The sequence below is a fragment of the Pseudomonas sp. IzPS59 genome, assembly GCF_014863505.1.
Classification (GTDB): Bacteria; Pseudomonadota; Gammaproteobacteria; order Pseudomonadales; family Pseudomonadaceae; genus Aquipseudomonas; species Aquipseudomonas kribbensis.
The window spans coordinates 331,615-355,771 of record NZ_CP062251.1; the positions used below are offsets into that span (position 1 = coordinate 331,615).

24 protein-coding genes, 1 tRNA gene and 2 pseudogenes are annotated in these 24,157 nt (G+C 58.6%); 17 read left to right on the plus strand and 10 right to left on the minus strand.

Annotated elements, in window-relative coordinates; genetic code table 11:
- Nucleotides 1-12: 12 nt before the first annotated feature.
- Genes IF189_RS01450 through rfbC form a run of 4 tightly spaced genes read right to left on the minus strand, consistent with a single transcriptional unit; the run spans nt 13 to nt 4,253 of the window.
- Complete coding sequence (locus tag IF189_RS01450; RefSeq protein ID WP_192552714.1) at nt 13-468, minus strand: thioesterase domain-containing protein; 456 nt, start codon at nt 466-468, stop codon at nt 13-15.
- A complete protein-coding gene (locus IF189_RS01455; protein WP_192552715.1) occupies nt 465-1,850 on the minus strand; it encodes a sigma-54-dependent transcriptional regulator in 1,386 nt (461 codons plus the stop codon). The genes IF189_RS01450 and IF189_RS01455 overlap by 4 nt, the downstream gene beginning before the upstream one ends.
- Nucleotides 1,847-3,655, minus strand: a complete 1,809-nt coding sequence (locus IF189_RS01460; RefSeq protein ID WP_134825153.1) for a sensor histidine kinase — start codon at nt 3,653-3,655, stop codon at nt 1,847-1,849. The genes IF189_RS01455 and IF189_RS01460 overlap by 4 nt, the downstream gene beginning before the upstream one ends.
- A 52-nt stretch (nt 3,656-3,707) precedes the next feature.
- A complete protein-coding gene (rfbC, locus tag IF189_RS01465; protein WP_134825154.1) occupies nt 3,708-4,253 on the minus strand; it encodes a dTDP-4-dehydrorhamnose 3,5-epimerase in 546 nt (181 codons plus the stop codon).
- Nucleotides 4,254-4,432: 179 nt separating this feature from the next.
- On the opposite strand from rfbC, the gene IF189_RS01470 reads away from it, so the two are divergent.
- From IF189_RS01470 to IF189_RS01480, 3 genes are all read left to right on the plus strand, one after another.
- Nucleotides 4,433-7,345 carry an aminotransferase gene (locus IF189_RS01470; RefSeq protein WP_134825155.1) on the plus strand — a complete coding sequence of 971 codons (2,913 nt, stop codon included), beginning with the start codon at nt 4,433-4,435 and terminating at the stop codon, nt 7,343-7,345.
- A 179-nt stretch (nt 7,346-7,524) separates the two neighbouring features.
- Complete coding sequence (gene aguA, locus IF189_RS01475) at nt 7,525-8,631, plus strand: agmatine deiminase (RefSeq protein WP_114881031.1); 1,107 nt, start codon at nt 7,525-7,527, stop codon at nt 8,629-8,631.
- A gap of 245 nt (nt 8,632-8,876) precedes the next feature.
- Nucleotides 8,877-9,089: a hypothetical protein gene (locus IF189_RS01480; RefSeq protein ID WP_065257771.1), complete on the plus strand. Its 213-nt coding sequence runs from the start codon at nt 8,877-8,879 to the stop codon at nt 9,087-9,089.
- Between the two features lie 64 nt (nt 9,090-9,153).
- On the opposite strand, the gene IF189_RS01485 is transcribed toward IF189_RS01480, so the two are convergent.
- Nucleotides 9,154-11,241: a TonB-dependent receptor gene (locus tag IF189_RS01485; protein WP_192552716.1), complete on the minus strand. Its 2,088-nt coding sequence runs from the start codon at nt 11,239-11,241 to the stop codon at nt 9,154-9,156.
- Between the two features lie 244 nt (nt 11,242-11,485).
- Between IF189_RS01485 and IF189_RS01490 the strand changes: the two are divergent.
- From IF189_RS01490 to IF189_RS01515, 6 genes and pseudogenes are all read left to right on the plus strand, one after another.
- Nucleotides 11,486-12,153 (plus strand): annotated as a pseudogene (locus IF189_RS01490) (DsbA family protein).
- Nucleotides 12,154-12,451: 298 nt separating this feature from the next.
- Entirely contained in the window at nt 12,452-13,738 is a 1,287-nt protein-coding gene (locus tag IF189_RS01495; protein ID WP_192552717.1) for an OprD family porin, read from the plus strand.
- A gap of 232 nt (nt 13,739-13,970) precedes the next feature.
- A complete protein-coding gene (locus IF189_RS01500; protein ID WP_114881035.1) occupies nt 13,971-14,717 on the plus strand; it encodes a 2OG-Fe dioxygenase family protein in 747 nt (248 codons plus the stop codon).
- Between the two features lie 79 nt (nt 14,718-14,796).
- Nucleotides 14,797-15,174 carry a GNAT family N-acetyltransferase gene (locus IF189_RS01505; protein ID WP_007952618.1) on the plus strand — a complete coding sequence of 126 codons (378 nt, stop codon included), beginning with the start codon at nt 14,797-14,799 and terminating at the stop codon, nt 15,172-15,174.
- Nucleotides 15,171-15,887, plus strand: coding sequence for an AzlC family ABC transporter permease (locus IF189_RS01510; RefSeq protein WP_085608636.1), 717 nt, complete (start codon nt 15,171-15,173; stop codon nt 15,885-15,887). Before IF189_RS01505 ends, IF189_RS01510 begins: the two co-directional genes overlap by 4 nt.
- Complete coding sequence (locus IF189_RS01515; protein WP_007952614.1) at nt 15,866-16,183, plus strand: AzlD domain-containing protein; 318 nt, start codon at nt 15,866-15,868, stop codon at nt 16,181-16,183. The genes IF189_RS01510 and IF189_RS01515 overlap by 22 nt, the downstream gene beginning before the upstream one ends.
- Here the strand turns inward: IF189_RS01515 and IF189_RS01520 are convergent.
- Nucleotides 16,100-17,026, minus strand: coding sequence for a LysR family transcriptional regulator (locus IF189_RS01520; protein ID WP_085712740.1), 927 nt, complete (start codon nt 17,024-17,026; stop codon nt 16,100-16,102). The genes IF189_RS01515 and IF189_RS01520 overlap by 84 nt on opposite strands.
- Nucleotides 17,027-17,405: 379 nt before the next feature.
- Here IF189_RS01520 and IF189_RS01525 point away from each other — a divergent pair, with 379 nt between their 5' ends.
- Both IF189_RS01525 and IF189_RS01530 read left to right on the plus strand, forming a co-directional pair.
- Nucleotides 17,406-17,624, plus strand: coding sequence for a tautomerase family protein (locus tag IF189_RS01525; RefSeq protein ID WP_065257763.1), 219 nt, complete (start codon nt 17,406-17,408; stop codon nt 17,622-17,624).
- Nucleotides 17,625-17,673: 49 nt separating this feature from the next.
- The gene (locus IF189_RS01530; protein WP_192552718.1) at nt 17,674-18,384 is read left to right on the plus strand and encodes an SDR family NAD(P)-dependent oxidoreductase; all 711 of its coding nucleotides are present in this window, start codon (nt 17,674-17,676) and stop codon (nt 18,382-18,384) included.
- A 57-nt stretch (nt 18,385-18,441) separates the two neighbouring features.
- Here IF189_RS01530 and IF189_RS01535 read toward each other — a convergent pair whose 3' ends face one another.
- On the minus strand, nt 18,442-18,708 hold the full coding sequence (locus tag IF189_RS01535; RefSeq protein ID WP_192552719.1) for a DUF3077 domain-containing protein: 267 nt from the start codon (nt 18,706-18,708) through the stop codon (nt 18,442-18,444).
- Nucleotides 18,709-19,164: 456 nt separating this feature from the next.
- On the opposite strand from IF189_RS01535, the gene IF189_RS01540 reads away from it, so the two are divergent.
- The 4 genes from IF189_RS01540 to IF189_RS01555 all read left to right on the plus strand — a co-directional run bounded on the left by IF189_RS01540 (nt 19,165) and on the right by IF189_RS01555 (nt 21,942).
- Nucleotides 19,165-19,347 (plus strand): type II toxin-antitoxin system HicA family toxin, encoded by a 183-nt coding sequence (locus tag IF189_RS01540; RefSeq protein ID WP_064384144.1) that lies wholly within the window; start codon nt 19,165-19,167, stop codon nt 19,345-19,347.
- 31 nt (nt 19,348-19,378) lie between these two features.
- The gene (locus IF189_RS01545) at nt 19,379-19,804 is read left to right on the plus strand and encodes a type II toxin-antitoxin system HicB family antitoxin (RefSeq protein WP_041475113.1); all 426 of its coding nucleotides are present in this window, start codon (nt 19,379-19,381) and stop codon (nt 19,802-19,804) included.
- A gap of 65 nt (nt 19,805-19,869) precedes the next feature.
- Nucleotides 19,870-20,385 (plus strand): hypothetical protein, encoded by a 516-nt coding sequence (locus tag IF189_RS01550; protein ID WP_192552720.1) that lies wholly within the window; start codon nt 19,870-19,872, stop codon nt 20,383-20,385.
- 477 nt (nt 20,386-20,862) lie between these two features.
- Nucleotides 20,863-21,942 carry a hypothetical protein gene (locus IF189_RS01555; RefSeq protein WP_192552721.1) on the plus strand — a complete coding sequence of 360 codons (1,080 nt, stop codon included), beginning with the start codon at nt 20,863-20,865 and terminating at the stop codon, nt 21,940-21,942.
- Nucleotides 21,943-21,972: 30 nt separating this feature from the next.
- On the opposite strand, the pseudogene IF189_RS28800 reads toward IF189_RS01555, so the two are convergent.
- Nucleotides 21,973-22,176 (minus strand): annotated as a pseudogene (locus IF189_RS28800) (hypothetical protein); the annotation flags it as partial.
- Between the two features lie 204 nt (nt 22,177-22,380).
- Here IF189_RS28800 and IF189_RS01560 point away from each other — a divergent pair.
- Nucleotides 22,381-22,698: a transcriptional regulator gene (locus tag IF189_RS01560; protein ID WP_192553551.1), complete on the plus strand. Its 318-nt coding sequence runs from the start codon at nt 22,381-22,383 to the stop codon at nt 22,696-22,698.
- Nucleotides 22,688-22,972, plus strand: a complete 285-nt coding sequence (locus tag IF189_RS01565; RefSeq protein WP_007952602.1) for a helix-turn-helix domain-containing protein — start codon at nt 22,688-22,690, stop codon at nt 22,970-22,972. Before IF189_RS01560 ends, IF189_RS01565 begins: the two co-directional genes overlap by 11 nt.
- Before the next feature lie 130 nt (nt 22,973-23,102).
- On the opposite strand, the gene IF189_RS01570 is transcribed toward IF189_RS01565, so the two are convergent.
- Together IF189_RS01570 and IF189_RS01575 are read right to left on the minus strand one after the other, a co-directional pair.
- A tRNA-Thr gene (locus IF189_RS01570) sits at nt 23,103-23,178 on the minus strand.
- A gap of 75 nt (nt 23,179-23,253) precedes the next feature.
- Nucleotides 23,254-24,090, minus strand: a complete 837-nt coding sequence (locus IF189_RS01575) for an FkbM family methyltransferase (RefSeq protein ID WP_192552722.1) — start codon at nt 24,088-24,090, stop codon at nt 23,254-23,256.
- Nucleotides 24,091-24,157: the final 67 nt, after the last annotated feature.

Consider the following 24,157-nt stretch of genomic DNA (forward strand, 5'->3'; position numbering starts at 1 on the left):
CCTTTCCACACCTCAGCGGTGCAGCACGTACTGCCCGCTGAAGGTCACCGCCTCCTCATCACTGCCCGCATTGACGATCCGCGTCTGCAGGGTCAATCGAGCCCGCCCGTAACGCTGATACATCGCCAGGAATTTCTTCCACACGGCCGCACTCGGCGCCGGGCAGATCGCGATGGCATCGCCGGTCACCGGCAGCGGATAACTGATCTGTCCTTCCTGAATGACGATGTGTCCGTCGTCGATGCCTTCTTCCTTCAAGCGCAGATGCAGCCAGCCCCAGCCGGCCAGCACCGCGCCGCAATACAGACTGCCGCCGAACATGGTGCTCTTGTGATTGACGTTGGCCTCCAGCGGCAAATGCAGGCGCAGTTGCTGTTCCTGCCAGTCGAGCACTTTGAGGCCCATGTCCCGGGTCAGCGGGATGTCGTGATGGAGGACGGATTCCAGATATTGGCTGTCGTGCTTCATTCGGATTCGTCTCCATGGTTGCTGCTGTCGGCGAAGTTCAGTCCGTGCTTGCGCAGTTTGTCGTGCAGGGTCTTGCGCGGAATGCCCAGGGCTTCGGCGAGGCTGCGCACCGAGCTGTGCGAGCGGGCCAGCTCGGCGGCGATCAAGGACTTCTCGAAATGTTCCACCTGTTCACTGAGGCCTCCGCTGGTGACTTCGATGGTCGCGCCGCTGCCGTCGGGCTGAGAGTTGTCCAGCGCCAGTTCCAGGCCGAGGGCGAAACGCTCCGCCGCGTTCTGCAATTCCCGCACATTGCCCGGCCATGCATGACGCAGCAGCAACGCCCGTTGCGCCGGTTGCAGCTCGTGGGGTGGCAGGCCGTGGCGAGCGCTGGCTTCATCGGCATAGTGCTGGAACAGCACCAGCGCGTCTTCGCCCCGTTCACGCAGCGGCGGGATGCGCAGCGGTGCGACGTTGAGGCGGTAATACAGGTCCGCCCGGAACCGCCCTTGATCGGCGGCCTGGCGCAGGTCTTCCTTGGTTGCGGCGATGACGCGGATGTCCAGCGGGATCAATTGATTGCCGCCGAGGCGTTCGACGACTCGCTCCTGCAGCATGCGCAGCAGTTTGACCTGCACATCCATGCTCATGCTTTCGATTTCATCGAGGAACAACGTGCCGCCATTGGCGAATTCGAACTTGCCGATCCGGCGCTTCTGCGCGCCAGTGAAGGCGCCGGGCTCATGACCGAACAACTCGCTTTCCACCACCGATTCGGCCAGCGCTCCGGCGTTGATCGCCACGAACGGACCGTTGCGCCGGCTCGACAGATCGTGCAGGGCGCGGGCGACAACTTCTTTACCAGCACCGGTTTCGCCGAGGATCAGGACGTCGGCCTTGGTCGCCGCCAGTGCGCCGATCTGCTCGCGCAGGCGTGCCATAGGGGCCGAGTGGCCGACCAGTCGGGCGCTCAGTTCGTTGCGGTCGCTCAGGGCCATGCGCAGGCTGCGGTTGTCCAGTACCAGACGGCGCAGGGCCAGTGCGCGGCGTACGCTGTCGAGGAGTGCGTCGCTGGCGAACGGTTTTTCGAGGAAGTCGTAGGCGCCGGCGCGCATGGCCTGCACGGCCAGCGGCACGTCGCCATGGCCGGTGATCAGCAGCACGGGCAGCTCGGGATCCTGAGCGTGAAGTTCATGGAGCAACTCAAGACCATCCATGCCAGGCATGCGGATGTCGCTGACCACCACCCCCGGCCAGTCACGCTCCAGTTGGGCGGCCAGGCCCTTGGCTTCGGACAGCGGAAGGATTTTCAGGCCGGCCAGATCCAGCGTCTGGCCGAGGGCCTGACGCAGGTGCGGATCGTCGTCGATCAGCACCACCTGAATGCGGTTGTCGATGGTCATGCACTTCGATCCTCGGACGGTTGCAGGCTGACCCCGGGCGCGCCGGCGCGCAGCCGCAGGGTGATCAAGGCGCCACCTTGCTTGTGGTTGGCGAACGACAGTTCACCGCCGAAGGCGCGCATCAGGGTTTCGCAAATGGCCAACCCCAGACCAAGCCCCTGGGTGCGGGTCTTGGTGGTGTAAAACGGTTCGCTGGCGCGGCCCAGGGCTTCCATGCAGAAACCCGGGCCGTTGTCACGAATGTACAGATTGACGCCCTCGCCGGTGGATTCGGCACTCAGCCACAATTTGCGCGGCGGGCCTTTCTCGGTCAGGGCATCGAGGGCGTTGGCCAGCAGGTTGCCGAGGACCTGGCGCAGACGGGTTTCCCCGGCCTCGACCCACAAGGTCGCGGCGGGCAAGTCGCGGATCAGTTCGACATCCATGCTCCTACGACGTTTGGCCAGCAGCGCCAGCGCATCGTCCAGCGCCGGTTGCAGGGCCACGCTTTCCGGGGCGTGGCGGTCGCGACGGGCGAAGGCGCGCAGGTGGGCGATGATCGAGGCCATGCGCCCGGTCAGTTCGCTGATCAACTTGAGGTTGCCGCGAGCATCTTCAGTGCGCTGATGATCAAGCAACACTTCGGCGTTTTCCGCGTAACTGCGGATCGCTGCCAGCGGTTGATTGAGTTCGTGGCTGATGCTCGCCGACATGGTGCCCAGCGCCGACAGCTTGCCGGCCTGCACCAGATCGTCCTGGGCGCGTACCAGTTCCTGCTGGGCCTGTTCGCGTTCCAGCACTTCCTGTTTCAGACGCCGGTTGAGTCCTTCCAGATCGCTGGTGCGTTCGGCGACCCGGCCTTCGAGTTCCCGTCGCGCCTTGGCTTCGAAAGCGATCCGTTCCAGGTAATGGCGGCGGCGCTGCATCATCAGACCGAGCAACAGCATCACCACCAGCAACGTCGCACCGCCGACGGCCACCACAGTGCGCACCGGACGGTCGATCAGCGTGCGCGGCGCAAGAATGCTGACGCTCCAGCCGGTTTCTTCGATGTCCCGGGTCTGGGTCAGCCAGGCGGTCGGGCTGAGGTTCAATGGACGCGGCTCGCGGGTCGGGTATGGCTGGATCGCGGTGATTGCCGAGCGTTCGTCGCCACTCAATGGGCGGGTCGAGCGAAAGCGCCATTCCGGACGCGAGGTAAGGATGACCACGCCGTTGTGATCGGTCACCAGCAGTTGCTCCGGGGTTTTGCCCCACAGACTTTCGGTGTGATCGAGGTCGACCTTGATCACCAGCACGCCGAGGATTTTTTCGCCATTGCGCACGGCCGCGGCGAAAAAGTAGCCGCGCTTGGCAGAGGTGGTGCCAAGGCCGAAGAAGCGGCCCAGGCGCCCGGCCATGGCTTCACTGAAATAAGGCCGGAACGAGAAATTGCGCCCGACGAAACTGTCGTGCTTGTCCCAGTTCGAGGCCGCCAGCGTTCGGCCGGTGGTGTCCATCAGGTACATGACTTCGGCGCCGGTCTGGGCAGCAATGTTCTTTAGCAGGCGGTTGGCATTGCCCTGGGTGACGCCGTCGTCCGGCGCACCGATGATCGCCCGCAGGGCCGGCAGATCCCCGAGGATCTGTGGCAGCACTTCGTAGCGATGCAGGGTGCCCAGCAGGTTGGCGACGTAGAGGTCGAGGGTCTGGCGGTTCTGCCCGATCAGTTCGCTGCGGTAGTAGCGCTCGGCCAGATGTTCCAGCGGCCACAGCAGCGGGGCCAGGCACAGGGCCAGCAGGGCGAGGCTGCGCCAGCGGGGGCGGCGGGGAAGGGTCGGAGTCATGAGCATCGGGCGCCTGTGGATACAGGCGCATTATGCCTAGGCTTGGGGCACTTCAGGAAAAGACGTCGGCATCCTTGAGCAAGGCCGCTGCCTGATCCTTGGCGGACAGTTTCGGTGCTTCGTCCAGTTGCCAGTCGATGCCCAGATCCGGGTCGTCCCAGCGAATGCTGCGCTCGGCCGATGGGGTGTAGTAGTCCGTGGTTTTGTAGAGGAATTCGGCGAATTCGCTCAGTACCACGAAACCATGGGCGAAACCTTCCGGTACCCACAGCTGACGGTGATTGTCGGCGGACAGACGTACGGCAACCCATTTGCCGAAGTGCGGCGAGCTGCGACGGATATCGACGGCCACGTCGAGCACTTCACCGGCCGTGACGCGGACCAGTTTGCCCTGGGTGTTTTGCAGCTGGTAATGCAAACCGCGCAGGACGCCTTTTTGCGAGCGGGAATGGTTGTCCTGAACAAATTGTGTATCCAGGCCGGTTGCGTCCTGAAAAGCCTTGGCATTGAAGCTTTCGTAAAAGAAACCGCGCTCGTCACCAAATACCTTGGGTTCGATGATCAGAACACCGGGCAGGTCGGTGGTGATTACATTCATGAAAATTTTCCAGTGACTGGTTTGGATGGCCGACATTCTTGCGCAAAGTGCCGGTGGGCGCGAGTGCAGACTTGCAAATATGCCCGCCACACAGCGCACGGGGGACGGATGGTCGGGGGTTGCTTATCGCCCGAAGCAGTGGCGATATAGGCGCCTAATAAAATTTCAGGGGTCGTTCCATGTCGTTCGCCACGTTGATTCACCGCGCCAGTCTTCCAGGCCCACAGGTCACTGCTGAGCAGGCCTTGCAGGTACTGTCGCAGCATTACGGGCTGAGCGGCACGCTGCAGGCGCTGGGCAGTCAGCAGGACCTCAACTATCGCGTGGACAGTGAGCGCGGGCGGTTCGTGCTGAAGATCTGCCGGGGCGACTATTCGCTGGTGGAGTTGCAGGCCCAGCACGCCGGCCTGAAGTATCTGGCGGAACATTGCGATGTCCATGTTCCCCGGGTCATCCCGGCCAATGACGGCCAGGACCTGTTGTCGCTGGAGATCGGCGGTGAAGCGGTGCACGTGCGGCTGCTCGATTACATCGAAGGTCAGCCGCTGACCGCGCTCGATCATCTTGGCCACGAAGTTGTCGCCGGATTCGGTCGGCTCTGCGGCGAAATGGACCTGGCCCTGGCCGGGTTCGACCATCCGGGACTTGAGCGCACCTTGCAGTGGGACGCACGCCACGCCAGCGCACTGATCGAGCATCTGCTGCCAGTGATCGAGGATCAGCAGCAGCGCGCGCTGATCGCCGAGACCGCCGAACAGGCCCGTCGCCGACTGCAACCGTTGCTGGAAAAGCTCCCGGTGCAGGCGATCCACATGGACATCACCGACGACAACGTGGTCTGGCAGCGCAATGCCCGGCGGCACTGGCAGTTGCAGGGTGTCATCGATTTCGGCGATCTGGTTCGTACCTGGCGCATCACCGATCTGTCGGTTACCTGTGCCGCGTTGCTGCATCACGCCGGGGGCGATCCGTTCGTGATCCTGCCGGCGGTGCAGGCCTATCACGCGGTCAATCCGCTGCAACCCGAAGAGTTGCAGGCGCTGTGGCCGCTGATCGTGGCGCGGGCGGCGGTGCTGGTGCTCAGTGGTGAGCAACAGGTCAGCATCGACCCGGGCAATACCTACAGCCGCGACAACCTCACCCATGAGTGGGAAATCTTCCGGGTCGCGACGTCGGTACCGCTGGCGTTGATGGAGGCGGCGATTCTCTCGGCGGTCGGGCAGGCATTGCCGGCCATCGACAGTGAAGGCTCCGTGCCGTTGTTGCCGGGGCTGGTCGGGCGCGAGTTCGCGCTGATCGATCTGGGTGTGTTGAGCGCGCATTTCGAGGCGGGTAACTGGGAACAGCCAGGCATCGATCAACGCCTGTTGAATGAAGCCGCCGAGATTCATGGTCTGGCTGCCAGTCGATACGGGCAATACCGTTTGTCACGTACCCGGCCTGACAGCGCCGATGAGCCCGAGACGTTCCCGCTGCACGTTGAATTGCGTGTGCCTCAAGGGACAGCGGTCGAAGCGCCGTTCGCCGGCGTACTGCATTTGTCGGCCGACGGTGCGCTGCGACTTGACGGCCCGCAACTGAGCCTGCGCCTATGGGGCGTGACGCCGTCGTTGCATGGCGGTGCGGCGCTGGTCAAAGGCCAGGTGCTGGGTTCGGTGGACGGTCCGTTGATTGTGCAACTGGTCCGCGATGCGCATCTGGAGGCGCCGCTGTTCTGTACGCCGACCCGCGCGCCGGCGTGGCAGGCGCTGTCCCCATCGCCGGCAGCACTGCTGGGCCTGGCCTGTGACGCCGAGCCGGAGCTGGACGCGAAAACCCTGCTGGCCCGCCGTGACGCCAGCTTCGCCCGCACTCAAAAACACTATTACGTCGACCCGCCGCGTATCGAACGCGGCTGGCGCAATCACCTGATCGACATGCAGGGCCGCTCCTACCTCGACATGCTCAACAACGTCGCGGTGCTCGGGCACGGCCATCCGCGCATGGCGGCAGTCGCGAGCCGGCAGTGGTCGTTGCTCAACACCAACTCGCGCTTCAACTATGCGGCGGTCGCGGAGTTTTCCGAACGCTTGCTGAAGCTGGCGCCGGAAGGCATGGATCGGGTGTTCCTGGTCAACAGCGGCAGCGAGGCCAACGATCTGGCAATCCGTCTGGCCTGGGCCTACAGCGGCGGGCGCGACATGCTCAGCGTGCTGGAGGCCTATCACGGCTGGACGGTCGGTGCGGACGCGGTATCGACGTCGATTGCCGATAACCCGCAAGCCCTGAGCAGCCGTCCGGACTGGGTGCACCCGGTGACTGCGCCGAACATCTATCGCGGCGAATTCCGTGGCCTCGATTCGGCACCGGACTATGTGCGCAGCGTCGAACACAACCTTGCGAAAATCGACGAGCAGAAACGGCAACTGGCCGGATTCATCTGCGAGCCGGTCTACGGCAATGCGGGCGGGATTTCGCTGCCGCCGGGCTACCTGAAAAAAGTCTATGAACTGGTGCGCGCCCGGGGAGGTGTGTGCATCGCCGACGAGGTGCAGGTCGGCTACGGTCGCATGGGTCACTTCTTCTGGGGCTTCGAAGAGCAGGGCGTGGTGCCGGACATCATCACCATGGCCAAAGGCATGGGCAACGGCCAGCCGCTGGGCGCCGTGATCACCCGTCGGGAAATCGCCGAAGCGCTGGAAGCCGAGGGCTACTTCTTCTCGTCCGCCGGCGGCAGTCCGGTGAGTTGCCAGATCGGCATGGCGGTGCTCGATGTCATGGAAGAAGAAAAGCTCTGGGAGAACGCCCAGGTCGTCGGCGGGCACTTCAAGCAGCGGCTGGAGGCGTTGATCGATAAACATCCGCTGGTCGGCGCGGTGCATGGCTCGGGGTTCTATCTGGGGGTCGAACTGATCCGCAATCGACAGACCCTTGAGCCGGCGACCGAAGAAACCACGTTGCTGTGCGATCGCCTGCGGGAGCTGGGGATTTTCATGCAGCCGACCGGCGATGACCTGAACATCCTCAAGATCAAACCGCCGATGGTCACTTCGCGTCAGAGCGTGGATTTCTTTGTCGACATGCTGTCGAAGGTGCTGGAAGAAGGCCTCTGAGCCTGTTGCAGTCCGATTAATACCGATTTCTATCGGTATTAATCGACAAAAACAAATCCCGATATTTGTTTTTAGCTTTTAAAGTCGATATTTATCGTTTATAAAGTCGCCATCGTCCGTCGTCCAAACCTGTTCGGCGCGTTGAACAACCTCGACCGTTCCCTGGAGTCCTGATCGACATGACCACCTTGAAAAGTACCCCACGCGCCGATGGCTTCTACATGCCGGCCGAATGGGCGCCGCAAACCCAGACCTGGATGATCTGGCCCGAGCGTCCGGACAACTGGCGTCTGGGCGGCAAGCCGGCGCAGGCTGCCCACGCTGCGGTGGCCAAGGCCATCGCGCGTTTCGAACCGGTGACCGTGGCGGTCTCCGCCGGCCAGTACGAAAACGCTCGCGCTCGCCTCGATGTACCGAATATCCGCGTGGTCGAGATGTCCAGCGATGACGCCTGGGTCCGCGACAGCGGTCCGACCTTCGTGATCAACAACAGCGGCGAAGTGCGCGGTGTGAACTGGGACTTCAACGCCTGGGGTGGCTTTGACGGCGGCCTGTATTCGCCGTGGAACCGTGATTCTCAGGTCGGCGGCAAGATCCTCGAAATCGAGCGCAGCCCGCGCTACCGCACCGAAGGCTTCGTGCTTGAGGGCGGTTCGATTCACGTCGACGGTGAAGGCACCTTGATCACCACCGAGGAATGCCTGCTCAACCGCAATCGCAACCCGCACCTGAACCGCGAAGAAATCGAAGCGGTGCTGCGCGACAACCTGTCGGTGGACAAGATCATCTGGCTGCCGGATGGCCTGTTCAACGACGAAACCGACGGCCATGTGGATAACTTCTGCTGCTACGTGCGTCCGGGCGAAGTGCTGCTGGCGTGGACCGACGATCCGCAGGACCCGAACTACCCGCGCTGCCAGGCTGCGATGAAAGTGCTGGAAAGCAGCACCGACGCCAAGGGCCGCCCGTTCACGGTGCACAAGATGCCGATCCCGGGGCCGCTGTTTGCCACCGAAGAGGAGTGCGCGGGCGTGGATCCGGTGGACGGCACTCAGGAGCGCAACCCGAGCGTGCGTCTGGCCGGTTCCTACGTGAACTTCCTGATCGTCAACGGCGGCATCATCGCGCCGAGCTTCGACGATCCGATGGACGCTCCGGCCCGGGAAATCCTGCAGAAACTGTTCCCGCAACACGAAGTGGTGATGGTGCCAGGCCGCGAACTGTTACTGGGGGGCGGCAACATTCACTGCCTTACCCAACAGCAACCCGCGCCGCACAAAGAGTGAGTGCGGATGTAACAGCTTGAGTTGATTGGAAAATCGACCGGGCAGTCATTTGTTGCCCGCGCTTGAAGAGAAACCCGCAGCCCGTCAGGACTGCGGGTTTCTTTATGTCCGCCGGTCGACAATTTCATTACGTTGGCATAGCTCTTGTATCGCTCATGACGCACTAGGGAGGGGGGAGAACTTCAACAGTTCTGTCATAAACCTTGGATAACGTAGCCGCTCACGAACGGGGAGAGAGCGCTGAAATGAACGCCGAAGTGAACGTAATCAGCGAGCGGACGTTGCATCCCATGGCGGTAAATAGTGAGTCGCTCCAGATTGTCGCGCACTGGTTGAAGTCCAATGGAACGCGTCAGATCAGGGAACCTGATCCGCGCCGGATGATGATCGAGCGTTACCCCGCTGGCCTGTTCAGCGAGGCCGAACTGGATGCACTTTGGGATGTGATGGAAGGATAAGAAGAACAAACAAGGATTGTAAAAAGCGCTGCCGGGATGGCAGCGCTTTTTTTATGGGCGCGAATCAGAAGCTGTAGGTGCCGGTCATGACCAGGCTGCGCGGTGCGCCCGGCTGGATCTGGAAGGCGCTGGTGGCCGAGGCGTAATACTCGCGGTCGGTGATGTTGTTCAACGCTGCGCGCAAGTCCCAGTCCTTGTGGCGGTAGCCGACCAGGGCGTCCCAGCGACCGTAGCCCGGTAACACGGTGGTGTTGGCGTTGTCGGCGTAACGCTGACCGACCATGGTCAGGCCGGTTTCGCCGTACCAGCCCATCTCCGGCTTCCAGGTCAGGAACAGGCTGCCGTTGTGCTTGGCGACGTTGTTGACGCGTTTGCCTTCCAGGCCGTTGTTGTCCTTCTCGATGGTCGCGTCCTGTACACCAACGCCGCCGCGCACGTACCAGTTGCCGACGATCTTGCCGGTGCCGGTCAGTTCGATCCCGCGTGAACGTTGCAGGCCGCTGAGTACGGTCAGAGTCGGGTCGTTTGGATCAGTGGTGCGGCGGTTGTAGAGCTCCAGCTCGTAGATCGCCAGGGTGGTGCTCAGGCGATCGTCGAGCCAGTCGCTCTTGACGCCGATTTCCTTCTGCTTGGTCAGCTCCGGGCTCAGGTCGTTGGTGTTGCCGGCCGCACCCGGGGTGATGCCGATCAGACCGCCGCCGACCGGCGAGAAGGTCTTGGTCCACGAGGCGTAGAACGAGTGATTCTGCAGCGGTGTCCAGACCACGCCGAAACGCGGGCTGGTGCTGTGGCTGTCACGGTCTTCGGAAATGTTGCGCAGCTTGTTGGTCGACTCGATGTCGAAGGTGTCGTAGCGCAGACCGGCCAGCAGTTGCCATTGATCGTTCAGGCGCAGTTGATCCTGAACGTAGATCGCACGGCTTTCGACTTCGGTGTGGCTGCTGCTCGACACCTGCATGCGCCCGATGTGGCGCTGGCTGCGATCCGGGTTGTACAGGTCCAGCGACGGCACCGGTTGGGTGCCACGGCCGGTTGCCGCGTTGTAAAGCGTCGGGTCCCGGCGCTGGCTGCCGGTTTCGATCCCGGTCAGCAGACGATGTTCGAGGCCAAAGGTATCGAATCCGCCTTCCAGCTCAACGTTGTTGTAGACGTTGCGGGTGGTCAGGTCCTGTTGCCAGTGCTGGCGGGTGACCTTGTTGGTTTTCGCGTCGAAGCCGGTGAGGTAGGTGTTGTCGAAATCGCTGTCGAGCTTGAACACACCGAGGGTGTGGCGCAGTTGCCAGTTGTCGTTGAGTTCATAGCTGAGTCGCGAGCGCAAGGATTGCGTCTTGTCGTCGATGAAGTCGTGATCGTTGCCGTAGGTCGTGTCCCGGCCGACATCCGCCGGACGTCCACCGACCCCGGGAATGCCGCGATCCGGCGTGCGGTTGTAGCGGCTGTATTCGTATTGCACCAGCCAGTTCAGGTCAGGGGTGAGCTGCCAGCTCATCGACGGCGCGAACAGTTTGCGGTTGCCGCTGACGCCGTCGCGGAAGCTGTTCTCGTCCATGTTGCCCATGTTCAGGCTCAGGCTGATGTTTTCGCTCGGGTCGGCGCTGAGATCGGCGTACAGGCTGCGCAGATCTTCGCTGCCACCCTGGGCCTCGATGGTCGAGCGGCGGCCGGCCTCGGGTGCCTTGCTGACGCGATTGACGATCCCGCCCTGGCTGCCACGGCCGTACAGTACGGCGGCCGGGCCCTTGAGCACCTCAACGCGTTCGATGTTATGCAGATCGCGTTTGTACTGGCTGTCGTCGCGAATGCCGTCCAGATAGAAGTCGTTGCTGGCATCGAAACCGCGGATGCGCAGGCTGTCGAAGCGTGTGTCGCCTCCACCGCTGACGTTGGGAATCCCGCTCAGGGCGTCTTCGATGTCATTGATGCCGTAATCCGCGACGTTGGCGGTCTTGATCGAGTCGATCGCCTGCGGCACGTAGCGCACCGGGGTGGAGGTGCGGGTCGCGGTGTTGCTGACTTTTACGCGTGGGTCGTCGGCCTGCGCTTCGGCGTTGATCGACGTGGCAGGAAGCTCGGTCGCGGAGTAAGCGAAACCGGAGGACAAAAAGGCGGAAAGCCCAAGCGTGACGGGCGTGAGACGGAACGGGGCAGGCATTGAAAAGCGCATCCGAAAGGGTGGAAGAATTCGAGCGCGCGAATGGTAATGCTTTGCATTTGCTTCCGTTAATTATTCCGGAAAAGTTCCGTGGTTTGATTGTGTCAATTTGTTTCTGGTTTGTATCTGCGCGGATAACGACTGCATTCGACCGATTGCCGAAACAGACTGAAAGCCATTCCGGCGTTTTTCTGCAACGGCCGAGGGATTAACGTGGCTGCCATCGATTTCCCGGAGTTTTCACATGACCCTTCACTACATTTACGACCCTCTGTGCGGCTGGTGCTACGGCGCCAAACCGCTGGTCCAGGCCGCACAGCAAGTGCTGCCGGTAATCGCCCACGCGGGCGGCATGATGACGGGGGCCAACCGCCAGAGCGTTTCACCGCAACTGCGCAATTATGTAATGCCTCACGACCGGCGCATTGCCGAGTACACCGGGCAGCCGTTCGGCGAGGCCTATTTCGAAGGCCTGTTGCGTGATCACACGGCGGTATTTGATTCCGCTCCGCCGATTGCCGCAGTCATGGCAGCAGAAAACATCGATGGGCGTGGACTGGAACTGCTGGGTCGTTTGCAAACCGCACACTATGTAGAAGGCCGCGAATTGCCGATGAGTCCGTCCTCGTGGAATGCGCGGTAGAGATGGGCTACGAGGCGGACACGTTCCTCAAAACCCTGAAAGCGACTGACACCGATCAACACATAAAGAACAGCCGCGCACTGTTGGCGAAACTTGGTGGCCAAGGCTTCCCGACCTTCGCGCTGGAACAGGACGGCCAGTTCACCCTGATCGATATCGGCCCGTGGCTCGGCAAACCGCAGGCGTTTGCACAATGGTTGAGCGAGTCGATTCCGTCGGCACCCGACGCGCAAGCCTTGCCGGTCTGTGGCCTCGACGGTTGTGCGTGACCGGGCATCAAATCCCTGACTACAGGCATTTCCCCGCACGAAGCTTTCGAAAAATTTACTTTTATTAGACGATTTTTGCCTATTTAAAGACGATTCTTGAAATTGACACATTGTTCAGGGCGCGGCTACGATTCGGCCCAACGCCTGTGGCTAACCGCCATGACTCAAAATCAGGAGCAGGCCCGCCATGACATTGTCTTGAGCGGGCCTTTTTGTTTCGGGGTGAATAAAAGAGTGCATCAAGCGCCGTTTCAGCCGTTCGACACAGCGCGTTTCAACCCGTAATAAGGAAAACAAAATGTTGAACAAGCGGATCAGTCTGATCGCATTGGGGATGTTGAGCGCCACTCAGGCCATGGCTAACGACCAGGCCGAGTCCAAGGGTTTTGTTGAAGACAGCAGCCTGAAAGTGCTGCTGCGCAATGCCTACATCAATCGTGACTACAAAGACGGCAACAAGGACAAATCCGAGTGGGGCCAGGCGGCCATCGGTACGTTCTCGTCCGGCTTCACCCAGGGTACTGTCGGTGTCGGCGTTGACGCCTTCGGCCTGTACGCCCTGAACCTGGAGCGCAGCGAAGATCGCAGCGGTGCCGGCGGCATCGACTTCTTCAAGAAGGGCGACAGCGGCAAACCGGCCAACGATCTGTCCAAGGGCGGCGCAGCGGTGAAATTCCGCCTGTCCAACACCACCCTGACTTACGGTGACCAGATGCCGGCCCTGCCGGTGCTGAACTACGACAACTCGCGTCTGCTGCCGGAAAGCTACACCGGTACCATGATCACTTCCAAAGAGATCAAAGGTCTGCAACTGGATGCGGGTCGTTTCACCGCCGAGTCGCGCAAGAGCGCTGAAGGCCGTGACAGCGGTGGTCTGAAGTCGATCAACGTATTGGGCGGTAGCTACCAGTTCACCGAACAATTCAAGGCTGCGCTGTACGCTTCCGACGTCGAAGACGTGCTGAAGAAGCAATACGTGAACGCCAACTACGTGTTCCCGATCGACAAGGATCAGTCCCTGACCCTGGACTTCAACGGTTACCGCACCAAGCTGGACAACTCCTATGTCCGCGAAAACGGTGTGACCGGCGACGACAACAAGATCTGGAGCCTGGCAGCGACCTTCGCCACCGGCCCGCACTCGTTCACCGTGGCGCACCAGCGCTCCACTGGCGACAGCAACCTGGGTTACGCCTACGGCGGCTACCAGAAAGGTCAGGGTCGCGTGGGTGACGGTGGCAACACCATCTACCTGGCCAACTCCTACTGGTCGGACTTCAACGCTGAAGACGAGCGCAGCTGGCAACTGGGCTACGGCCTGGACTTCGGCGCATTCGGCGTACCGGGTCTGAGCTACAACTTCGCGTACGTACGTGGCGACAACATCACCACGTCCACCAGCGAAGGCGGCACCGAGCGCGAAATCTTCAACCAGTTCAAGTACGTCGTGCAAAGTGGCCCTGCCAAAGACCTGAGCGTGAAAGTACGTAGCTCGATCCTGCGTGTTTCGCAGAAATCCAGCGAATACAACGTCAGCGGCAACGAGCTGCGTGTGTTCGTGGATTACCCGATCAACATCTTCTGATGATCGGTTGAACCCGCGAAAAGCGATAAAAAACCCCGACTGGTTCGGGGTTTTTTTTTGACGGTTTTTCTGAAAAAAACATAAAAACCCGTGTTTTTGTCATTTGAAATGCACTTTCAAGCCGTTTCAAATCGCGTTTCAAACAGGGCTTTAAATGCCTGAAATTCTTTCTCATGGACGCAAATTCTCCACCTAATAGATTAGGCCGCTCAATGCAGCGGAGAATTTGGTAATGATCGTTTTAACCAGAGAAGTGGGCGAATCGCTACGGCGCGACAAGTACGCCAATGTGCAGGGTGCTGACTTCAATCTCTACGGTCATTTCGCCGACTTCGTCAGACTGACCAAAAGTTGGGAAAACATGGAGCCTGACAGTTACTACGGTCAGGCCGAAGCCGGCATGCGTTACCGTCGTTACAGCGACTTCGAATACAACCCCAAGACGCGCGAACTGAAGCAGCTGGAACATCGCGCCTACGTGCAGTCCAAGGAGAACAACGCCTATGTGGGGGGCGTTGTGCGGCACTTCCAGGACTTCTCGGATGAAGTCATCGAATCGCCCGTGATGCGCAGTCTGATCGACACCGATTTCGAAGTGTACAAAAGCGTGTTGCCGGAAGAGCTGCACGATGAAATCTGGCAATGCCAGATCCATCAGATCCGCATCGAGATCAAACCCGGCAAACAACTGGAAATCACGCCGGAAGGCATTCACTGCGACGGTTATCCGTTCAGCGGTGTGCACTTCTGGGGTCGCAACAATGTCGAGGGCGCCGAAAGCCGCCTGTACGACATTCACGAGCAGCAACTGGCGTCGACCACCTACCAGGAAATCCTCGACACCACTTACTTCCTCGACCGCGACATGCGCCACTACGTGACACCGGCGCGCAACACCCATTCCCATGCCATGGCGTACCGGCAGATTCTGGCGATTTCCTTCTCGCGGCCCGGGACCGCTTTCGACATTGTTCGCTAATCAGATCACCCAAATAGACGGCGTCGAATGCTCGACGCCGGTGGTGCTGCGGCGCGCGACGGCCAAGGACGCGCAGCGCATGGAGCGCTTCTTCCGCCAGTTCGACGAAGTGTCGTTCTGTGAATGGCAGGACGCCAAGTGCCTGCGCGGCGTGCTGATCCAGAAAACCACCACGGCGTATCTGGCCTTCGATGTTGAAGGCGAGATCGTCGGGGCGGTGCTGGGCGGCATGCTAGGCAGTCGCGGCACCATCAACCATCTGGCGGTCAGCCTGCGCTATCGCAGCCAGGGCGTCGGCCAGCGGTTGGTAGAAGCGGCGTCGGCCGACATGAAACGGGTCGGTGTGCTGCGGATGTTCCTGTTCGTCGATGATGCTAACCTCGCGGGCAAGCGTTTCTGGACTGCCCAGGGTTTCTGCGAACCTCACGGCGAACGGACATTTGAGAGGGATCTATGAATGAAACATCCGGCAGTGCGCCGCTGATGGTCGACCGTCAGCCGTCGCGCACGTTTGCCGAAGCCAGCCCGGTGGTGGCCGGTTATTTCACCGTGTCGTTCGTGTTCGGGCTGATGGCGGTCAATGCCGGGCTGCCACTGTGGCTGCCGGTGGCCATGTGTCTGTTTGTGTATGCCGGGGCTTCGCAATTCGCGGCGCTGGCGCTGATCAGCAGCGGTGCGTCGCTGACCACCATCGTGCTGACCACGTTTCTGATCAACGCGCGGCACATGCTGATGTCGGTCTACATGGCGAAGGCCCTGCGGGCGCTGGGCCTGAGCCGCATGGAGCGCTGGTGCTACGCCGGCGGCCTGACCGATGAATCGTTCGCCTTCCACAGCGTCAAGCTGGGCACCGGGGCGCCGGTGAACATCCGTTATCTGATCGGCTTCAACCTGTTCTGCCACACCTCCTGGGTGATTGGCGGATTGCTCGGCGCCCTGTGCGCGCAGTACGCCTCGCACCTGATCAAATACCAGCTCGACTATGCGCTGACCGCGATGATGCTTTATGTGCTGGTCTCGCTGTGCAACACCCGCAACAAACTCATCGCCGCCCTGGCCGCTGTGGTCTGCATGGGCGCGCTGAGCCTGGTTGGCAGCTCGCCGTTCAACGTTTTCATCGCCACGTTTGTGGGCTGCGGAGTGGGTGTATGCCTGACCAAACGTTCCTGATTCTGGTGGTCGCGCTGATGATGGCCGTGACCTTCCTGCCACGGGCCTTGCCGTTGCAGGTCAACACCGAGCACTGGCCGCCCTTCGTCGCCCGGGCGCTGGAATACCTGCCGGTGGCGATCGTCGCTGCGATCAGCCTGACACCCTTGTTGATCAAGGATCAGCACATACAGCTCGATCGCCCGGAATTCTATGCAGCGATTCCGACGCTGTTATGTGCGTATTTCAGCAAAAACCTCTTTCTCAGTGTGGCGGTTGGGACGGCTGCGTACATTGCGCTCGGCTCGTTCATGTAGCGGCAGATCGACCACGTCGTTCAACGCCTGGCCGGACAGATCCGGGTTGTTCACCGCCAGGCGCACTTCGAGGAAATCCTCGAACCCGGGGAAAATCGTCAGGCCGTTCTTCTGCGCGGCCTCGCGAGAGACCATGCCGACGGCGTCCATCTGCGTGATGAGCGACAGGGTCAGCGTTTCGCTGCAGGAATAAATCGTCCGCTGACTGTTCTCGTGATTGCCCAGCCCGGCGTCGAGAAAACGCAAAAAGCTGTGGGAATACGGGCAATCTTCTGCAGGACGCACCTGAAACTTGTTGCCGAGCAACGTCAGCGGATCGTTCTCCTGACCGCAATGCGCGCCGACCACCTGGACCTGCACTTCCGGCAGGACAATGCTCGGCAGACCCGGACGCTGCGGGCCGATCAGCACCGCGAGGTCGAAGTCTTCGTTCTTCAGCTTGCTGAGGTTTTCCATCGACTCGGCGTAACTGAATTCCATCTGGTAGTCGGGGAACACATCGATCAGGCGTCCGATCAATCGCCGGTTGAAGTCCGGGTCCAGCGTGGTATTCAACGCCACTTTCAACGTGCGCTGTCCCGGCACCTTCAACGCCTCGACTTTCTCTTCCATCTGCCGCGTGGCTATCAGCACTCTGTCCATATAGGGCGTCAGCTCGGTGCCTTGCGGCGTCAGCGTCAAACCTTTGTTGGAACGGCGAAACAAGCGGAAACCGAACTGTTCTTCGACCTTGTTCAACTGCGCGGCCAGGGCCTGCACAGTCAGGCACGAATGCTCGGCTGCGGCCGACAAGGAGCCGGTCTGCACGATGCGCATCAGGTTGCGTAAGGTTCTGCTATCCATGGGTAATGCCCTCTGAAGTGGGCTGGGTATTGTTGTGTACGTGACGGCCTGAACGGCTCCATTTGCCGGCTATATTCCTGTACCTGAGCATAGTTGTCGCGCAATTAGTAGCGAATTGATGTCCCTGCCGATGGCTGGAGGCTGACACAGGATCGGGGTTTTTGGTGACGCGGGGGTGATTGGGGTCAAAAAAAGTGCACGGTTTGAGTGCGTTTGGGGGGCTTTTCCAAGGAATTTTGGCGAGACTTTTACAGACTATTCATTACACCACCTCACAAATGAAGTACCCCACCCCTACTTTTTCCCCTTCCGGCTCACGCCTAAATTGAGCTCCAACACCTGACCATCATCCCGAGGGCAGGTCACTGGAGTCGTCGTCATGCCATTTGTCAGCGTACGCATCACCCGCGACGGTGTTACCCGTGAGCAGAAAGCTCAGGTGATCGCCGAAATCACTGAAACCCTGGAACGCGTCCTCAACAAACGCCCGGACCTGACCCACATCGTGATCGAAGAAGTCGACACCGATAACTGGGGCTACGCCGGCATCACTACAACCGAATACCGCCGGCAACTGGCGGAGCGGAATCAGTCCTGACCGCGCTCGCTGTCTTGTCGATCACCATCAATCTGTTGAGGAATTCATCATGAGCTACTCGAAAAAAACCGTCGTCATCACTGGCGCCTCCCAAGGTCTGGGCGAAGGTATGGTCAAAGCCTTCCGTGAACTGGGCTACAACATCGTCGCCACTTCGCGCTCGATCAAACCGTCGAATGACCCGCAGATCCTGACCATCGCCGGCGACATCGGCGACTCGGCCACCGCAAAGCGCGTCATCAGCGAAGGCGTGGCACGCTTCGGCCGCATCGACACCCTGGCCAACAACGCCGGCATCTTCGTCGCCAAGCCGTTCACCGCGTACACCCCGGAAGACTACGCTGCGGTGCTGTCGGTCAACCTCAACGGCTTCTTCTACATCACCCAACTGGCCATCGCCGAAATGGAAAAACAGGGCAAGGGCCACGTGGTCAACATCACCACCAGCCTGACCGACCATGCGGTAGACGGCGTGCCCTCGGTCCTTGCGTCACTGACCAAGGGAGGCCTCAACGCCGCCACCAAGTCCTTGGCCATCGAATACGCCAAACGCGGAATCCGGGTGAACGCGGTATCACCGGGCATCATCAAGACGCCGATGCATGGCGAAGAAACCCACGCGGCACTGGGTGCGCTACATCCGGTTGGGCACATGGGTGAGATCGACGACATTGCGCAGGCGGTGGTGTATCTCGATAACGCGAATTTTGTAACAGGCGAGATTCTGCACGTGGACGGTGGGCAGAGCGCTGGGCACTGATTGATCCGGTAACACAAAGCCCTCGCGCAGATACGAGGGCTTTTTATGGGCGACGGTTTATGGATCTGGGCTCAGCACTTTGACCGCGTCATCGACCAGCGCCTTGCTCAACTCCTGCAAGTATTGCGAGGCGCAGGCATGGAGTTCCGGGTCGTTGGCGGCAGAGGTATCTGAGATAAGCAGTTTGGAAATGTGCAGCAGATGCGAAGCGTGGGATAGGGCCGTGACGACCGGGACGCCGGAGTTGGTGCGGAAGAGTGCGTGGTTGGACTGGAAGGAAAAATGGGTGAGGCCGAGGGTTTTAAGATCGTGGGGATTGGTCATGGCTTCACCTACCGTTTGCTGGTTGGTGGAAAGGGCAGACTCTGGACGGATCGATGCTAATCATTTGTGAAACTCCCTGTATCAAATGAGCGCTGCCACTTCGTTCTCAGGCGAAAGGGTGGCAGCTATGCGCAGGCTGAGAAACCGGAGATACAGGAACCCGGCAGGTCCGAGGACCTCCCACGCACAGCCGCCATTGCACGGAAATGCAAGCACAAAAAAACGCCGGCAAACGTGGGTTGGGGCGCTGGTGCGCCTGCATCTTACGCGGGTTCTCAGGCCCGGTCGCTGAATTGGCAGCGACGGGTTTGACGGTAGCGTGGGAGAGGGATGTGCGCAATCGTGGCCAGGTGGTGGCGGAGGCTGGCGATGTTCCAGATGTGCGGTGCAACAGTTATGTTGCATGCGTAACAGATATGTTGCACATTCGCTCTACCGAAACAGCGAGTGATGCACATGAAGTACAGCGAGTTTCGGCGATGGTTGAAAGCCCAAGGCGTTGAGTTCCAAACCGGCAAGGGCAGCCATTTCAAGGTTTCCTTGAATGGCAGATCAACTGTCTTTCCCGACCACGGAGCCAAGGAAATGGGCGAAGGGTTGAGAAAATCGATAATCAAACAGCTGGGACTCAAGGATTGAGGCCCAGCTGTACCCCATGAGAGGAAACGTGATGTTCGAATATGCGTTGGAAGTCCACGAAGAGCCGGGCAGTGTCTGGTTGTCCTGCGCAGAAATTCCAGAGATGCACGCCGCTGGCGACACTCTTGAGGAAGCACTCGACGGCGCCATTGATGCAATGGAGACGGCTCTGTCGATTTACGTAGATGATCGCCGGTTGATTCCGACAGGTGATGCGGGAGAGCAGGAAAGTGACGCTGTTTTGCGTCTGCCTGCACTGACTGCGGCAAAGGTTGGGCTCTGGAATACGCTTCTGGAGTCTGGGGTCAGCAAAGCTGAACTGGCGCGCCGTTTGGGGGTGCAGCGGCCCCAGGTAGATCGGTTAGTCGATTTCCTTCATCACTCCAAGATCGAGAATGTCGAGCGAGCGTTGCAGCAGCTCGGGCGGCGGATTTTGCTTTCGGTTGAGGCTGCGTAGGTTAAGCAACCGGTGGTGGTGAAGCTGAATCCGATTGCAAGTGAACAGTAGGGTGGGAGGCAACAATGGCTACGGGCATCGACTGGACAACTGTTCTTGTAGCCCTTATTACGGGCGGAGCTGCTGCGGGTGCCCCAGTTTGGATTTGGTACAAACAGGGGAGCAAAGAAAGTGAGAGCGTCCGAGCAGCTCTGTTTGCTGAGGTTGATGCGCTGATCGAAATTATTGACCTACGAGGATTTCTACCAAGTCTTCGAGAGAAGGAGTACACACTTCGAAACCGGATGTCACCTCTGCCGGAGTTTCGAGGTGAAGAAAGTATTCTTAGCTTTGAGGTCAAAATCGACAGTCAATTCAACAGGGTTTATCAAGGCAATGTTTCGAGATTAGGTGTGCTGAGCACATTGGAGGCGAAGCAAATTGTTCGATTCCATCAATTAGCTGATAGCGTCAGATTGGATGTCATTCCCGGTGGTCTGCTTGCAGAAGGAACATCGGACCCAGATAAATTCAAAGAAACCGCAGATCTGCTGGAGACTGCTTTGAGGATCGGTCGCGAGTTGACTGCTCCTAAGTCATAGTGCTAGAGAGGCTGATACGGAGGATGGGGGAAGTCGAAGTGCGGACATTTTCACGATTTGACTGTGGTAGTTAGCTTCAAACCCCGGAAACAACAAAGCCTCTGCATTTCTGCAGGGGCTTCGTTTTGTATGGTGCTGGCACCAGGAATCGAACCCGGGACCTACTGATTACAAGTAAGAGTCTTTCTGCATAAAATTCAATGAGTTGGATCAAAAAAATTTACGCGTCGAGCCCGTGGAGGGCCTGATTCGTCGAGGGCTGATGATTTGATTTACGTGCATTTCGCGCGCACTGAAAAATGCTCGCACGCGCTTCCTTAGACCTATTCTTTACTAACTGTTAAACGAGTCATTTGTCATCATCTATCGAATTCGATGGCATCACTTTGATAACATTCGCTTCTGTGATTGGAACTGTAGATTTTGCTTGGATATTTGCTAGGTGTTGTACCCCCGACACCGCTTTAGGAGAGTTCAATGGAAGCGTTTCTGGCGATTTTGAGAATCATTGGTTTGTTCATACTAACTCATATTTTAAATAGGATTCTCTCAATATTTAGATCGAGACAGCTTTACTTGTCATATCAGCACGTGATCGATTGTCACGAGGTTATTAATGATGGTTACACGACGTTAATTACTATCTATAACAAGGGAAAAGACAAGGAGAAAGGGATTGAGGTGATTTTTCCGAGCAGCTCTTTGGTTCAAATCTTGGCCAGCGATTATTCTTCGGTAAATTCAAGTGGTAACAAAATATGCATTGACCGAATTTTGCCAAAAGGAAAAATTTGTATGCATGTTTACTTGGATGGCAGTAATAAGCTATCGAAGAAAAATAAACCCTTTATCAAGTCCGAGGATGCAGATGGCAAAGCTTTTTTTGGATCACGTGTACCTGATAGCACTGGCCCTGTCCTATTGAGTTTTTCCTTCTCAATGGTAGTCTTTGCAGCATTCGCATTTTCATTGGTTACTGGTAATCCCCCTCAATACATGTACTATCAGTTACGCTACCCATCCTTAGTAAGTCAAGGAATTACGCCGGATAGTATTTCTCAAAATCGCCTGATCTCATCAATTCCTTTTACGAAAGATGATTATCCAATTGCGATGATGGATCCAAGCAAATCTAAAGATAAGATAATCACTCGTATGCAGGTGAAAAATACTTTGCAAGTTGAGATTTATGCGAGGTTTAGCAGGGGAACAAATCGTAATTATATCAATGAATCGTTAAGGACTTATCGAATAGAGGATGATGTTGCCCGAAGAACAGCTTTCGATAGTCTTCGTGAAAAATACGGTCTTGAGGAAGATGATCCGTCTTACGTAGAAGTAAGGATTGCTCCAGGCCAAACTAAAACTTTGGAACTTGAAACAACCGTTAAGAAAAATACGACACTGGAAACATTGGTCTTCAGGTTGGGAGTATCAGGAGATGACATAGATGGCGAAGAAATACGCGATGGTTATGATGTGTTTATCGCCAAACTCCCTAACTCTGGCATCTATAGAGAAAAATTAATAGAGATTAAGAGTGGGAACTACATGTAGGCAGCATATCATTGTTAATTCTCCAGTCAATTAAAGCCCCGGAAGGGGCTTTAATTTTTCCGCCGTTTTAGTCGATGATGAATTAACGATTGGTACGCTGTGGTCGTATATGTCCATCATAGCTTGGTCACGGTGACCAGATGCTTCCTGTTTATCAGCTCGCGTCCCGACGGTATCAGTGATCCCTCGGCGCTTGAAGTCGTGCATGCCGAAGCGCTGCTCAGCAATGACTGAAAGGGTGACCGACTGAAAGGGTGACAGATCTATTTTCGAATACTCATTCGACACTGGGGAAGCCTCCCGTGTGTTGAACGTGGTTTGTGCAACGTATATCGGTGCGGACAGTCGCTCAAACACCAATCCTCCCAAAACCACCAGATTCTGTATCAGACAGACGTACATTGCTCACCTATACGGCAAAGCCGTATAGTGCCGTCCATCTATACCATTATCGAAACCGAAATTTTCAAGCGCTATGCTGACGGTATCTGGGCCGATGGTGAGCGGCATGAGTTCATAACGTGGCTTGCCGCAAACCCGCTGGCCGGTGACGTCGTTCCGGGTAGCGGAGACCTGCGCAAGGTTCGCTGGTCTCGTAGCGGCATGGGCAAGCGAGGTGGTACACGTGTCATCTATTACAACACGCTTTCCGAAGGCTCAATCTGGTTGCTGATTGCCTACACCAAGGCCAAATTCGACAACCTGCCCGCAGCCTTCCTTAAGCAACTGAAGGAGGAAATCAGCGATGGTCAATGAACTGGAGCAATTCCAGCAGGACTTGCTGGACTCTGTCCGCCAAATGAAGGCGGGAAAAGCCGCTCGTGTCACAGAGGTGCCACTCTCGGCAGCCGCTGAAGCGCGGGCCAAGGTGGGCGTTTCGCAGAGCGCGTTTGCCAAGTTGATCGGTGTGAGTTTGCGGACGTTGCAGGATTGGGAGCAGGGTCGCAGGCAGCCGACAGGTGCGGCACAGACACTGTTACGTGTTGCGAGCCAGCATCCGGAAGCATTGCGGGATTTGCAGCCAGCCTGAGGTGAAATCGTCTACCGATTGTTCCGATTAAAACTGGCAACACGGTTGCTGATGATTGGAGATGTGGACGTTTTGTGGACACTCCAGAAACAACAAAGCCCCTGCATTTCTGCAGGGGCTTCGTTTTGTATGGTGCCGGCACCAGGAATCGAACCCGGGACCTACTGATTACAAGTCAGTTGCTCTACCATCTGAGCTATACCGGCGTGTGGGCGACGATTATAGCGACTGGGTTGGTTCTGTAAACCCCTGAATTCTGACTATTTTTGCGCGGGCGTCGATCAGGCTCGGCGCAGGACGTTGCGCAGTTTCTGGATGGCTCGCCAGGCGCGGTTGTTCTGAAGGGCGCGCAGTTGGGCTTCGGCGTGTTCGGCGCGTTGCGTGGCGGCGCTGATTTGCGCCAGGGCCTCGGCTTCGCCGGGGCTGACGGGGTGGGCGAAGGGGTGGCCGAGGCATAGCTGGAAGTTGTCGAGCTGGCAGGGCGGCATGTCGAAGGCGGGTTTGAGGTTCAGGTGTTCGTCGGCCAGGAAGTAGCTGTTGAGGCCGTCGAAGCAGACGTTGGTGTAGCCCGCGTCGGTGATCAGGTGTTCCCAGGTGTGGTCGCGCTCGAACGGGGTTTCGATGAGGATGATCCACGGGCGGAAGCGGTTGAAGTCCATGCCGCGCAGCACGGTTTCCTCGTGGCCTTCGACGTCGATTTTCAGGAAGTGGATTTCGCGGCCGGCGGCGTGTTCTTCGCAGATCGAGGTCAGAGTGCGGGCTTTAACAGTGAGGCTGCGCACATCGAGGCCAAGGTCGCGACGCTCCTGGGCGGTGACCGGGTCGGCGGTGGACAGGCCGGTGCCGGGAATGCCGTAGAAGGTCATTTCGCCGGGTTCATCGCTGGCGATGCATTGCAGCGTGGTGTCGCGGGGACGTTGCTGGCGCAGGGCGTCGTGGAAGTTCTGCATCGGCTCGACGTTGATGCCGCTCCAGCCGCGATCATAGAACGCCTTGGTCACCGAATCGTGGATCGGGTCGTTGGCGCCGACATCTATATAGAAGCCGTTCTCGAAGAATTTAAGGGCGCGCCACAGGCGGATGTCTTCGAAATTCTGTGCGTAAGAGATGAACGTCACGGTCGCTCCCTGTCGGTCAGGTTCTTCTTGTTCGTGCGTGCGCTGCCGGCACGGTGTGAGCCTGTAT

Coding starts and splice junctions, on each gene's coding strand:
- IF189_RS01545 (WP_041475113.1), top strand. CDS start 19,379: ATGTTCGAATATGCGTTGGAAGTCCACGAAGAGCCGGGCAGTGTCTGG.
- aguA (WP_114881031.1), top strand. CDS start 7,525: ATGACCACCTTGAAAAGTACCCCACGCGCCGATGGCTTCTACATGCCG.
- IF189_RS01555 (WP_192552721.1), top strand. CDS start 20,863: ATGGAAGCGTTTCTGGCGATTTTGAGAATCATTGGTTTGTTCATACTA.
- IF189_RS01515 (WP_007952614.1), top strand. CDS start 15,866: ATGCCTGACCAAACGTTCCTGATTCTGGTGGTCGCGCTGATGATGGCC.
- IF189_RS01480 (WP_065257771.1), top strand. CDS start 8,877: ATGAACGCCGAAGTGAACGTAATCAGCGAGCGGACGTTGCATCCCATG.
- IF189_RS01520 (WP_085712740.1), bottom strand. CDS start 17,026: ATGGATAGCAGAACCTTACGCAACCTGATGCGCATCGTGCAGACCGGC.
- IF189_RS01450 (WP_192552714.1), bottom strand. CDS start 468: ATGAAGCACGACAGCCAATATCTGGAATCCGTCCTCCATCACGACATC.
- rfbC (WP_134825154.1), bottom strand. CDS start 4,253: ATGAATGTAATCACCACCGACCTGCCCGGTGTTCTGATCATCGAACCC.
- IF189_RS01460 (WP_134825153.1), bottom strand. CDS start 3,655: ATGACTCCGACCCTTCCCCGCCGCCCCCGCTGGCGCAGCCTCGCCCTG.
- IF189_RS01485 (WP_192552716.1), bottom strand. CDS start 11,241: ATGCCTGCCCCGTTCCGTCTCACGCCCGTCACGCTTGGGCTTTCCGCC.
- IF189_RS01470 (WP_134825155.1), top strand. CDS start 4,433: ATGTCGTTCGCCACGTTGATTCACCGCGCCAGTCTTCCAGGCCCACAG.
- IF189_RS01530 (WP_192552718.1), top strand. CDS start 17,674: ATGAGCTACTCGAAAAAAACCGTCGTCATCACTGGCGCCTCCCAAGGT.
- IF189_RS01510 (WP_085608636.1), top strand. CDS start 15,171: ATGAATGAAACATCCGGCAGTGCGCCGCTGATGGTCGACCGTCAGCCG.
- IF189_RS01525 (WP_065257763.1), top strand. CDS start 17,406: ATGCCATTTGTCAGCGTACGCATCACCCGCGACGGTGTTACCCGTGAG.
- IF189_RS01535 (WP_192552719.1), bottom strand. CDS start 18,708: ATGACCAATCCCCACGATCTTAAAACCCTCGGCCTCACCCATTTTTCC.
- IF189_RS01495 (WP_192552717.1), top strand. CDS start 12,452: ATGTTGAACAAGCGGATCAGTCTGATCGCATTGGGGATGTTGAGCGCC.
- IF189_RS01565 (WP_007952602.1), top strand. CDS start 22,688: ATGGTCAATGAACTGGAGCAATTCCAGCAGGACTTGCTGGACTCTGTC.
- IF189_RS01550 (WP_192552720.1), top strand. CDS start 19,870: ATGGCTACGGGCATCGACTGGACAACTGTTCTTGTAGCCCTTATTACG.
- IF189_RS01505 (WP_007952618.1), top strand. CDS start 14,797: ATGGAGCGCTTCTTCCGCCAGTTCGACGAAGTGTCGTTCTGTGAATGG.
- IF189_RS01500 (WP_114881035.1), top strand. CDS start 13,971: ATGATCGTTTTAACCAGAGAAGTGGGCGAATCGCTACGGCGCGACAAG.
- IF189_RS01540 (WP_064384144.1), top strand. CDS start 19,165: ATGAAGTACAGCGAGTTTCGGCGATGGTTGAAAGCCCAAGGCGTTGAG.
- IF189_RS01455 (WP_192552715.1), bottom strand. CDS start 1,850: ATGACCATCGACAACCGCATTCAGGTGGTGCTGATCGACGACGATCCG.